The 11,169-nt window shown below is 71.2% G+C and carries 9 protein-coding genes; 3 read left to right on the top strand and 6 right to left on the bottom strand.

Annotation, left to right across the window (positions count from 1 at the left end):
* Nucleotides 1-6: 6 nt before the first annotated feature.
* The 6 genes from NBW84_RS01915 to NBW84_RS01890 all read right to left on the bottom strand — a co-directional run bounded on the left by NBW84_RS01915 (nt 7) and on the right by NBW84_RS01890 (nt 6,154).
* Nucleotides 7-1,065 carry an endonuclease/exonuclease/phosphatase family protein gene (locus NBW84_RS01915; protein ID WP_250281119.1) on the bottom strand — a complete coding sequence of 353 codons (1,059 nt, stop codon included), beginning with the start codon at nt 1,063-1,065 and terminating at the stop codon, nt 7-9.
* Nucleotides 1,062-1,637: a PIN domain-containing protein gene (locus tag NBW84_RS01910; protein WP_250281116.1), complete on the bottom strand. Its 576-nt coding sequence runs from the start codon at nt 1,635-1,637 to the stop codon at nt 1,062-1,064. Before NBW84_RS01910 ends, NBW84_RS01915 begins: the two co-directional genes overlap by 4 nt.
* Before the next feature lie 8 nt (nt 1,638-1,645).
* Entirely contained in the window at nt 1,646-1,873 is a 228-nt protein-coding gene (locus tag NBW84_RS01905; protein ID WP_250281114.1) for a hypothetical protein, read from the bottom strand.
* Nucleotides 1,874-2,039: 166 nt separating this feature from the next.
* Nucleotides 2,040-3,554, bottom strand: a complete 1,515-nt coding sequence (locus NBW84_RS01900) for a 1,4-alpha-glucan branching protein domain-containing protein (RefSeq protein WP_250281112.1) — start codon at nt 3,552-3,554, stop codon at nt 2,040-2,042.
* Nucleotides 3,551-4,441 (bottom strand): class I SAM-dependent methyltransferase, encoded by an 891-nt coding sequence (locus NBW84_RS01895; RefSeq protein ID WP_250281111.1) that lies wholly within the window; start codon nt 4,439-4,441, stop codon nt 3,551-3,553. Before NBW84_RS01895 ends, NBW84_RS01900 begins: the two co-directional genes overlap by 4 nt.
* A gap of 261 nt (nt 4,442-4,702) precedes the next feature.
* Nucleotides 4,703-6,154 (bottom strand): transcriptional regulator, encoded by a 1,452-nt coding sequence (locus NBW84_RS01890; protein ID WP_250281110.1) that lies wholly within the window; start codon nt 6,152-6,154, stop codon nt 4,703-4,705.
* 264 nt (nt 6,155-6,418) lie between these two features.
* Here NBW84_RS01890 and NBW84_RS01885 point away from each other — a divergent pair, with 264 nt between their 5' ends.
* The 3 genes from NBW84_RS01885 to NBW84_RS01875 all read left to right on the top strand — a co-directional run.
* Nucleotides 6,419-7,204, top strand: coding sequence for an electron transfer flavoprotein subunit beta/FixA family protein (locus NBW84_RS01885; protein ID WP_445548529.1), 786 nt, complete (start codon nt 6,419-6,421; stop codon nt 7,202-7,204).
* A 14-nt stretch (nt 7,205-7,218) separates the two neighbouring features.
* On the top strand, nt 7,219-8,178 hold the full coding sequence (locus NBW84_RS01880; protein ID WP_250281105.1) for an electron transfer flavoprotein subunit alpha/FixB family protein: 960 nt from the start codon (nt 7,219-7,221) through the stop codon (nt 8,176-8,178).
* 524 nt (nt 8,179-8,702) lie between these two features.
* Nucleotides 8,703-11,169 (top strand): methylmalonyl-CoA mutase family protein (locus NBW84_RS01875; RefSeq protein ID WP_250281103.1); only part of this gene is annotated, 2,467 nt, incomplete at its 3' end.

Raw genomic sequence — 11,169 nt, 5'->3', positions numbered from 1 at the left:
GGGGGCTCAGCGCAGGGCGAGGTCGACCACGAGCGGCCGGTGGTCGCTGCCGATCTCGTCGCCCACCTGGTAGCCGGTGACGGCGAACCGCGGCGACGCCAGCACGTGGTCGATCCGCAGCAGCGGTGGCAGCACCAGATGGTTGGCGTTCCAGGTCGGGGCCCAGCCGGCGTGGGCCACGTCGTGGGCGTCCCGCAGCCGCTCGTCGAGCAGGCGCGCGAACGGCCGGTGGTCGCGGGTGGCGTTGAAGTCACCGGCGAGCACCACCGGGACGCGGGCCAGGGCGGCCTCCGCCCGCAGGGTGTCGAGCTGCTGCCGCCACCGGGTGGCGTACTCGCGGCTCGTCGGTGACACCGTGTGGACGGCGAAGAGCCGGAACTGCCGGGTGGCGTCCACCCGGACCGTCATGCGCAGCGACGGCAGGTCACCGACCAGCGGCAGCTCCGCCTGGACGAGCGGGAACCGGGAGAACACCGCCACCCCGAACGGATCCGGCCGGGGATGCGCCTCCCGGTAGGCGTAGCCGGCCAGCGCGCCGGACTTCGTCACCGCGTCCAGGGTGAGCGGGGTGACCTCCTCCAGCACGACGATGTCGGGCCGGAGGCGGGTGATCTGGGCACCGAGCCGCCCGGCGTCGCCGTTGGTGTACAGCAGGTTGGACGTCATGATCCGCACCTTCGCCGCGTCGGCGGGGACGGCCTCGGGCTTCCCCGGCCACAGCTCGGGCACGGTGAAGGCCAGATGGGCGATGACGGCCAGCAGCGAGACGATCAGCAGCCGGTTGCGCCGCAGCGCGAAGGCGGCCGCCAGCGCCATGTAGGCGGGCAGGTACTCGACCGGGGCGAACGCGTTGATCCCCGAGTACGGCCAGCTCAGCGCGTCGTCCAGATGGAGCAGCCGGCCCGCGGTGATGATCACGAGCGTCCCGGCGACCACCCAGGAAAGAAAGATCGTCAGGGTGCGTGGCGGTATCACGGCGGTGGCGCGGCCCTTCGCCCCCGGCCGCTCCGGTTCGCCAGGGAACACGGGCAGGTCGGAACCGCTCTCCGGATGCGGGGAGGTCATGACAACAGGTTGCCGGTAGGGACAGCCGCCGCGGCCACCAGGGTCGGACGCGGATCCGACAGTGGGCCCAACCACACCCCAGCACCGCGGCCGACCGCATGGTGCCAGCACGGCCGGCTTCCGCGCCCTTCCCGCCGCCGGCGTGACAGCGGCAGGCATCTCCATGGCAGGAGTGTGAGAGCCGAGGTGTGGGCGGGGCGCACGACGCGGAAGTGACGGTGGTCGAGAGTGGCTACCTGGTCTGTTCCGAGTCGTTCGCTGAGAGCGATGACGCTGGCATCGGTGCCGCCGAGTGGGAGGCCGCGGTATCGACCGGCGAGTTCCCGGATGCGGGTCCAGTCGGTATGGGTGAGGGTCTCGACGGTGAGGGCATCGTCGATGATGGCGGTGTAGAGGGCAAGCTCCGCCGTAGGGCCGAGTTCGCGATTGATCAGATAGGCCGCTTCGGCGATCACGAGGGGCGAGGTGACGAGCGGGCTGTCTGTTCGCTCGAGGAGCTGCGCGCAGGCGGTGTGGTGGGGGTCGTTGCGGTCCGCGGCCGCGACGATGACTCCGGTGTCGACGAGCAGCACCCCTGGTGTCAGTCCCGCCCGAAGCCGTCGGCCAGAAGCTCGTCGATGCGAGGGGTGATGCCCGAGTGGGATGCGCCTACGCCGACGAAGGCGAGCCTGCGGCGGGCCGAGGTCTCAGCCGGAGGGAGCTGGGCGGCGAGGTCGGCGATGACGTCGACGACATGGGTGCCACGCCGTTCGGCCTCGGCGGTGAGGCGGCGGACGAGCTCGTCGGGCAGGTCGAGCGTGATGCTCATGCGCCGATTCTACGTCCCCAGGGCTGTTGATCTGGTTCGTCCAAGTAGCCCTCGCGGTGGATCCGCGGTGGCATGTAACCGGCTCAGGCCCATGGTTGTCGAGCTGGGTTGATCATCAGGGGCGGGGGCTTCTGTCCGCATCGCGTTCTACAGCTCCACAGCCCGGTCAGGCTCTGGTGAGCTGGCGGGCGTCCAGGGCTGGGAAGGGGTGGTCCAGGGTGTGGTAGTGGCGGGCGAGCCTGGTGGCGGCGAGGCGGTCGCCGGCCTGGACGGCGTCGGCCAGCGCGTCGAAACGTCCCGCGTGCGTGTAGGCCCGGGATCTGGCGTAGTCCGCGGCGCTGTCGTGGGTGACGCAGAACGCCCAGTCGCTGGCGCCGGTGAGGAACGCCTCCCGGGCCAGCTGGTCGAGGACGTCGTCACGCCGGGCCGGGTGGGCGGCGGCGGTCACGACCTCGACCAGCCGGCCGTTCACCTCGGCGGCGAGCTTGGTCAGGTCGGTCACGTCCGCCCAGACGTGGAAGTCCTTGCCGAGCCCCCAGGAGCCCGCCGGCAGGTCGCGGGCGCCCTCGACGTGCCCGGCCGCGGCCGCCCGCGACAGCGTCGTCACCTGGATGCCGGCGTCGGGCAGCAGCGTGAGCAGCGCCTCCAGGAACGCCGGCCCCTCGTGCCAGTGGTGGCCGAACAGTTCGGTGTCGAAGGCGCACACGACCAGCGCGCGGCGGCCGCCCCTGGCCTCGGCCAGCTCGGTCAGCCGCCGCCGCAGCACACCGACGAAGCGCGCGGCGTCGTCGGCGGCGGCCCGGCGGGCGGCGGCGGGCTCGTAGGGCGCCTTGCGCCCGGGGGGCGTGTCCACCGAGGTCACCCGGGCCACCCGCAGGCCGCTGCCGTGGTCGAAGGTGTGGAAGTCGCGGTACCACCCGCCCCCGGGATAGCCGGCGGTGGGCGACCACACCTCATAGGAGACGCCGAGGTCGCGGGGGAAGGCCAGCACCCCGCTGCCGGCGACGTCGTAGGCGCCGGCGGTCTCACCGCCGACGGTCGGGCCGTCCACCACGAAGTGGGTCACGCCCGCGGCGGCGTAGTGGCGTTCCAGCCCCGGCCGGTAGGCGCACTCCGGGGCCCAGATCCCGCCGGGCCGGGTGCCGAGACGCAGGGCCGCGTCGTCGAGGCCGGCGCCGAGCTGGGCCAGGACGATCCGCTCGTCCAGCAGCGGCAGCACCGGATGGGACGCCGGCCCGCCGAGCAGTTCGACGACCCCGGCGTCGGCCAGGCGGCGCAGCAGCGGTGACGCCCCGTGCCGCCAGCGGCCCTCGACGGCGTGCCGGGCGGCGGTGGCCAGCGCGCCCTCGTAGCCCGCGCCGGGCACGCCGTCCACCAGCGCGCCCTGTGTCCGAAGCTGCCAGTCCGCCGTCCATCTGGCCAGTTCGGACAGGCAGTACGGGTCGTCCAGCATGGCGGCCAGCACGGGTGTGACACCGAGGGTGAGCACGTCGTGGTGGCCGGCGTCGGCGAGGCGTTCGAGCAGGTCGACCAGGGGCAGGTAGGCGCCGGTCCACGCCTGGTACAGCCATTCCTCGCCGACCGGCCACGCGCCGGCGTGCGCGACCCACGGCAGATGGCTGTGCAGCACCAGACAGAACGTCCCGACCGGCGCGGCCGGCGTCCGGGCAGGCTGGCTCATGGCCGGCGGTAGGCGACCACGGCCAGGTCGAGGCTGGCGGTGATCGGGGTGTCGGCGGTGTCCGGGTGCAGGGCGAAGTCGTCGATGCCGGTACGGCGGACCCGCTCGGCCAGCGCGGCGGACCACTGCGGGTAGGGGCGGGCGAGCTGGGCGTCCACGATCGCGCCGTTGCGGCGCTCCCACGCCCGCAGCCGTGGCGCGTGCCACACGCCCCACCGGCGGGTGACCACGAAATGCTCCTCGAGGAGGGCCGTGAGCTCGTCCGGGGCCAGCTCCCGGGTGTGGTACGGATTCGCGGGGGTGTCGAGCCCCGGGGAGAAGGTCAGCCGGTTCGGGGTCGTCAGCACCAGCGTCCCAGCCGGGCGCAGCACCCGGGCGCACTCGGCCAGGAACGCCTCCTGATCGTGGAGATGCTCGATGACCTGCAGGTTCGCGATGACCTCGGCGGTGGCGTCGGCGAACGGCAGCCGCTGGAGATCGGCACGGACGGGGATGGTGGCGGGATAGGCGCGCCGGACGTGCTCGACGACGTCGGCGTCGGCGTCGACCGCGACGACCCGGGAGGCCGACCTCGCCAGCATCGCCGCGCCGTACCCCTCACCGCAGCCCGCCTCGACGACCACGGCCCCGGTGGTGAAGGGCGCGAACGCGGCGTAGGCCGCCTCATGCCGTTTGAACCAGTACCGCTCGAACCACACCCCCGGCACGGTCCGCTCCCCGAAGACCGCCCAGGCAAGCAGCGTGTTCTGATCGTCGGACGTGGGGTCGGCCTCGACGCCCTGGTGGGGCCCGTCGTCGTGGCGAGCCTCGACGTCGCGGCGGGGTTCAGCGGTGCGCTGGGGCTCAGCGGTGTGGCGGGGCGTCGTCGCCGGCTCATGCCTGACCATGAAACCCGACCTTACGCACTGGTAACCACTACGTGTCGACGACCCCCCACGCACAGCAAAAGGTGTGATGTATATGACGCATTGCAGGAACAATATGGAGATGTAACGCGCCCGGATGCCGCCGCGCGCCCGCGTGGCCCGCTACCGGGCCCGGTCGCCACGCGGAACGCGGTCGTCTGCGATGCCCGGCCGTACGGCCGGCGCCGGTCAAGCGGTGGGCGCTGGCCGTACGGCCGGTGGTGACCGCGCGGGGGAGGCGGGTCAGACGGAGACGGCTGTCGCCGCCACCTTGGTGGGGCGGTCGGGACGGGCCACCAGGGGGGCGGCGTGTTGGCGCCACTCGCGGACGGCGACGATGCCGCCGTGTCGGCTCAGTTCGCGGTCGAGTTCGCGCAGTTTCTCGGTGATCCGGACGGAGTCGAGGGTGCTTGCCAGGTCGACCGCGCGGCGTCCGGCGTCCAGGGCGGCCTCGACGTCCGGGCCGGACCGGCGCAGGTAGGACAGGGCGAGATCCGCCTCGGCGTAGCTGCGGGTGCGGGTGCGGGACGGGAGCTGCCGGGCGCGGGACTCCAGCAGCAGGGGCTCGGCCCGCCGGGCCCGCCCGAGCAGCATGAAGCAGTGGCCCTTGCACTCGGCGATGTCCGCTTCGTTGTAGTGCGCGGACCACGCCGGGCCGTCGCCGCCGTCGGCCCGGTCGAGCGCGGCGTCCATGGCGGACAGCGCCTTGCCGCAGCCGGCCTCGTCGCCGTTGCGGGCCAGGGCCCAGGCGTGCCTGTCGTGCAGCATCACCTGTACCGAGCCGGACGCGACGGTGCGGGAGCGGTCGAGGGCGGCCCTGGCCAGGGCGAGGCTCTGGCGGAGCTGCCCGAGGCACCCGGCCTGGTCGCTCATGACGGAGAGGATCCGGCTGGCCAGCATGGCGTCCCCGGCGTGTTCGGCGAGGCCGAGCGCCTGTATATAGTAGCGTTGTGCCAGTGACTGACGGTCGCAGTCCTGGGCGAGCCAGCCGCTGAACTGGGTCAGCTCGGCCAGCGCGCCGAAGAGGTCGGGGGTGTGCCGGGCCTCCAGCGCGGTCCTGGCCCGGTCGTGTAGGAAGGCGACTACCTGTCCGCGGATCTCGCCGCTGCCGTAGCGGGCGTCGAGTTTGCGGAAGGTGTCGGTCATGTCCCTGATCATCATTGCGGTCGGGGCGGGGGCCGGGGCGGCGTCGTCGACCGTTCTGACGACGCCGGTGAGGCTGGCCAGCACCGAGTCCGCGAAAGCGCTCGCTACGAACGCGCTTCCGTCCTGCAAGAGATCTCGCCTGCGCATGTCGCGTCCTGAAAGTCCGGCGATGGTTCCAAGGGTGCCCGCGGGCTGCTCGGCCACGGTGAGCCCGAAGTCGTCCCCGCGGAATGTCTCACCCCGCCAGCCGAGGTCGGTCGGGGTGATCTGGTAGCCCACCAGCGCCGACATCTCGGCGGCGGCGAGCTCGGCCACCATGGGGTCGCGGGGGCGCATGCCGCGGCGCCAGTGGCCCACTGTGGTCCGTGCCAGCGCGAGCTCGATCCGGCGGTGTCGCCGTGCGCGCTCGTTGACCTGTCGGGCGAAGCGGGTGTCGGAGATCGAGATCTCGGCGAGTAGACGTGCGAACAGTGTCGGGCGGGATCCATCTTTGTCCGATACAGGGTCATTATCCCGAACGAAGCCGATCAGTTCCGGTTTTCTGTTCATTGTGCCCTCGTGGCTCGTATGATTACTTTTCGTGACGGCATGGTGTTTTTGAGGCTCAGGACAGAAAGTAGTGATCCGATCACGGTGCTGGAAGGGGCTGTGCAGAAGTCGGCCCGAATGCACACGCGGGTGCCTTCCGGTGGCAACGTGGACGGGGCATGGTTCGGAGCGCGCCGGCGATCATTGGGCGTGACAACGTTGCCGGTGCGACCATGTCAGGAACAAGCAGACCGATAAAAGTGGCTACGGAGGCCTCGAGGCGTGGTGAACATCGTCGTTACTGTCAAGCAGGTGCCGGACACCTGGGCAGAGAAGAAGCTTGACCCGGTTACCCGGACGATCGATCGCAAAAGTGTGGACAACGTCATAAACGAGATGGACGAGTACGGTGTCGAGGAGGCCCTGAAGATCAAGGAAGCCCATGGTGGCGAGGTGACAGTGGTCACCCTGGGCCCGCAGAAGGCCGTCGAGACCATCCGCAAGGCGCTGTCGATGGGTGCGGACAAGGCCGTGCACATCACCGACGAGCAGCTGGCCGGCTCCGACGCGCTGCAGACGTCCGCCGCGCTCGCGAAAGTTATTTCCACGCTGTCGCCCGACATCGTCATCACCGCCGCCGAGGCCTCCGACGCCCGCGGCGGTGTGCTGGGGGCCCTGCTCGCCGAGCAGCTCGGGCTCCCGCAGCTCACCCAGGCCCGCAAGGTGACCGTCGACCCGGGGGCGGGCACCGTTCGTATCGAGCGCCAGGCCGACAATGGCTACGCTCTGGTGGAAGCGTCCATACCGGCGGTCGTCGGTGTCGTCGAGAAAATCAACCAGCCGCGCTACCCGTCGTTCAAGGGGATCATGGCGGCCAAGAAGAAGCCGCTGACCACCGTGTCCGTCGCCGACGCCGGCCTGGATCCCGCCACGGTCGGGCTCGCCAACGCCGGGTCGGCGGTGGTGGACGCCCAGCCGGCGCCGCCCCGCCAGACCGGGACGATCGTCAAGGACGAGGGCGACGGCGGTACGAAGGCCGCCGAGTTCCTCGTCGCGCAGAAGCTGATCTGAGGGGTCCTTATCCAATGGCTGAGGTTCTGGTACTCGTCGAGCACGCGGACGGCGAGCCGAAGAAGGTCACTGCCGAGCTGCTGACGCTCGCCCGGTCACTGGGCGAGGCGTCCGCGGTCTTCCTCGGCGCTCCCGGCACGTACGCCAAGATCAAGGATTTCCTGGCGGAGTACGGGGCGTCGAAGGTGTACGTCGTCGAGTCCGACGACGTCGTCGACTATGTGGTGGCGCCGGTGGCCGAGGTGCTGGCCAAGCTGGTGACCGACGTCGCACCCGCGGCGGTCCTCACGGCCGCCACCGCGGAGGCGCGGGAGGCCGCCGCGCGCACGGCCGCGAAGACCGGGTCCGGCCTGCTCTGGGACGCGGTCGCCGTCGCGGCGGACCTGACCGCGACCCAGGGCATCTTCGGTGGCTCCACGATCGTCACCTCGAAGGTCACCAAGGGGACGCCGATCCTCGTGGTGCGGCCGAACACCACCGCCCCCGAGGCCGCGCCGACCACCCCGGTGACGCAGAACGTCGACATCACGATCTCGGACGCCGCGAAGTCGGCGAAGATCCTCGACCGGGTGGTCGAGGCCAAGTCGGGCCGTCCCGACCTCACCGAGGCGCAGATCGTGGTCTCCGGCGGCCGTGGCCTCGGCGCCGCCGAGCACTTCGTGCTGGTCGAGAAGCTGGCCGACAGCCTCGGCGCCGCGGTGGGCGCGTCCCGGGCGGCGACCGACGCCGGCTGGTACCCCCACCAGCAGCAGGTCGGCCAGACCGGCAAGACCGTGTCGCCGCAGCTCTACGTCGCGGTCGGCATCTCCGGTGCGATCCAGCACCGGGCCGGGATGCAGACGTCCAAGACGATCGTCGCGATCAACAAGGACCCGGAGGCGCCCATCTTCGAGTTCGCCGACTACGGCATCGTGGGTGACCTGTTCAACGTCGTCCCGCAGCTCACCGAGGCGATCGAGAAGCGCAAGGGGTAGCCGGGCCGCCGCTGTGCGGCATCGTGTCCGCGGACGTCCGGTCGCTGTTCTTCCGCGGACGTCTGACGGCCGGATGTTCCCTCCCTCCCGAGGAACGTCCGGCCGTCGCCGTACGCCTGGCGTGGGCGGCCGGCCGCCAGCCGGAACCGTTCCGAGGACGGCCTGGCGGACCGCCCGTCGGGTACGGGCCCCTACGCCCGGTGGTGCGGTAGGGGTCCGGGCGGCTCGGGCCCCTGTCCGATCCTGTTCCCTGTTCCCTGGGTGCGGCTTCGGGCGATACTGGCCCGGCCTCACTGGCCCGGCGTCCGGTGGGTGACGCTCGGTGGGTGTTGTGGATTCTGTGGGTGTTTCCTGGCTGGAACGCCCTCTTGCCGTCTTCCGTTGTTGCTCCGGCCGGACGGCTTCGCAAAATAACGATCATGTCGGGGTCTGGACTCCCGGCCTATTGTGTGGGCATCCTAATATCTGCCCGTCCAACTATTGGACGGGAAAGTGTGCCCGCCGTTGGTCCGGAGGTTTCGAGGATGGGCGTAGCCAGTCAGTCACCCCTGCACGTCCCGCAGCATCCGGTGCGGGTCGTCACCGTGGCCTCCCTGTTCGACGGCCACGACGCGGCGATCAACATCATGCGCAGGATCCTGCAGTCCCAGGGCGTCGAAGTGATCCACCTCGGCCACGACCGCGGTGTGGAGGAGGTGGTCACGGCCGCGATCCAGGAGGACGCCCAGGCGGTGGCACTGTCGTCCTACCAGGGCGGGCACGTCGAGTACTTCAGCTATCTGGTCCAGCGGCTGCGTGAGCGCGGCGCCGGCCACATCCGGGTGTACGGCGGGGGAGGGGGTGTCATCGTCCCCGACGAGATCGCCCTGCTGCACTCCCGCGGGGTCGCCCGGATCTTCTCGCCGCAGGACGGGCAGCGGCTCGGGCTGCCAGGGATGATCAACATCATTGTCACCGAGTGCGACACCGACCTGACCGCCGACCTGCCGTCGGTGCCGGCAATCGCAGCCGGTGACCAGGGCGCGCTCGCCCGGGCGATCACCGTGTTGCAGGGCGGCGCCTCGCCCGAACTCGCGCGCCAGGTGCGCCAGGCGGCCCGGCCCGGAATCCCGGTGCTGGGCATCACGGGCACGGGCGGATCCGGCAAGTCCTCGCTGACCGACGAGCTGCTGCGCCGGCTGCGCCTCGACCAACAGGACAAGCTGCGCGCCGCCGTGATCGCGGTGGACCCGACCCGCCGCCGCGCCGGCGGCGCACTGCTCGGCGACCGCATCCGGATGAACGTGCTCGGGGACAGCGACGGCCCGTCCAGGATCTTCTTCCGCTCCCTGGCGACCCGGGGTGCCGGCAGCGAGCTGCCCGAACGGATCGGCGACGTGATCGCGGCCTGCCAGGCCGCCGGCTACGACCTGGTCGTGGTCGAGACGCCGGGCATCGGCCAGGGCGACACCGGGATCGTCGACCTGGTGGACGTCTCGCTGTACGTGATGACGCCCGAGTACGGCGCCGCGTCCCAGCTTGAGAAGATCGACATGCTGGACTTCGCCGACGTGGTGGCGATCAACAAGTTCGAGCGGCCCGGGGCCGAGGACGCCCGCCGCGACGTCGGCCGTCAGCTGGTACGCAACCGGGAGGCCTTCGGCTCCTCCTGGGAGGACATGCCGGTGTTCGGGACGAGCGCGGCCCGGTTCAACGACGACGGGGTCACCGCGCTCTACCAGCACCTGATCTCGTTGCTCGCGGCCAAGGGGCTGCCGCTGGCCGCCGGTACGCTGCCGCGGGTGTCGGTCAAGGCGTCCTCGGGGCTGACGAGGGTGCTCCCGGCGTCCCGCGTCCGCTACCTGGCGGAGATCGCCGAGACCGTGCGCTCCTACCACCGGCACAGCACCGAGCAGGTCGAGGCGGCCCGCCGGCGCCAGCACCTGCGCACCGCGCACCAGGAGCTCGCCGCCGCCGGCGACCGGTACGCGGGGCTCGACGCCCTGCTCGAGGGTGCCGAGAAGGGCCTGGATCCCAGCGTGCGCGAGCAGCTGGACGCCTGGCCGGCGACGGTGGCGGAGTACTCCGGCGAGGAGCTCGTCTACACGGTGCGCGGCAAGGAGATCCACACGCCGCTGCGCCGCACGACGCTGTCGGGCACCTCGATACCCCGGGTGGCGCTGCCCCGCACCGGCGACGACGGTGATCTCGTGCGCTTCCTGCGCGCGGAGAACCTGCCCGGCCGGTTCCCGTTCACCGCCGGGGTGTTCCCGTTCAAGCGGGTCGGCGAGGCGCCGGCGCGGATGTTCGCCGGCGAGGGCGACCCGTTCCGCACCAACCGGCGGTTCCACTACCTCTCCCGGGGCTCGGAGGCCACCCGGCTGTCCACGGCGTTCGACTCGGTCACGCTCTACGGCCGGGACCCGGCGCCCCGCCCCGACATCTACGGCAAGATCGGCACGTCCGGGGTCTCGATCGCGACCCTGGACGACATGAAGGAGCTCTACGCCGGCTTCGACCTGTGCTCGCCGACGACGAGCGTCTCCATGACGATCAACGGGCCGGCTCCCGCGATCCTCGCGATGTTCCTCAATGTCGCCATCGACCAGCAGCTGGAGCGGTCCGCCGCCACCGAGGGCCGCGAGCCCACCCCGGCCGAGGCCGCCGAGGTGCGGGCCAGGGCGCTGTCGACCGTGCGCGGCACCGTGCAGGCCGACATCCTCAAGGAGGACCAGGGGCAGAACACCTGCATCTTCTCCACCGAGTTCGCCCTGCGCTGCATGGCCGACGTGCAGGAATGGTTCATCGGCCACAGCGTCCGCAACTTCTACTCCGTGTCGATCTCCGGCTACCACATCGCGGAGGCCGGGGCGAACCCGATCAGCCAGGTCGCCTTCACCCTGGCCAACGGCTTCACCTACGTCGAGGCGTACCTCGCCCGCGGCATGGACATCAACGACTTCGCGCCGAACCTGTCGTTCTTCTTCTCCAACGGTCTGGACGCGGAGTACA

The sequence above is a fragment of the Protofrankia sp. CiP1_Cm_nod2 genome (assembly GCF_920664355.1).
Taxonomy (GTDB): domain Bacteria; phylum Actinomycetota; class Actinomycetes; order Frankiales; family Frankiaceae; genus Protofrankia.
This window is presented reverse-complemented; position numbering and strand designations above follow the sequence as displayed.

Coding starts and splice junctions, on each gene's coding strand:
- NBW84_RS01915 (WP_250281119.1), bottom strand. CDS start 1,065: ATGACCTCCCCGCATCCGGAGAGCGGTTCCGACCTGCCCGTGTTCCCT.
- NBW84_RS01905 (WP_250281114.1), bottom strand. CDS start 1,873: ATGAGCATCACGCTCGACCTGCCCGACGAGCTCGTCCGCCGCCTCACC.
- NBW84_RS01900 (WP_250281112.1), bottom strand. CDS start 3,554: ATGAGCCAGCCTGCCCGGACGCCGGCCGCGCCGGTCGGGACGTTCTGT.
- NBW84_RS01895 (WP_250281111.1), bottom strand. CDS start 4,441: ATGGTCAGGCATGAGCCGGCGACGACGCCCCGCCACACCGCTGAGCCC.
- NBW84_RS01890 (WP_250281110.1), bottom strand. CDS start 6,154: ATGAACAGAAAACCGGAACTGATCGGCTTCGTTCGGGATAATGACCCT.
- NBW84_RS01880 (WP_250281105.1), top strand. CDS start 7,219: ATGGCTGAGGTTCTGGTACTCGTCGAGCACGCGGACGGCGAGCCGAAG.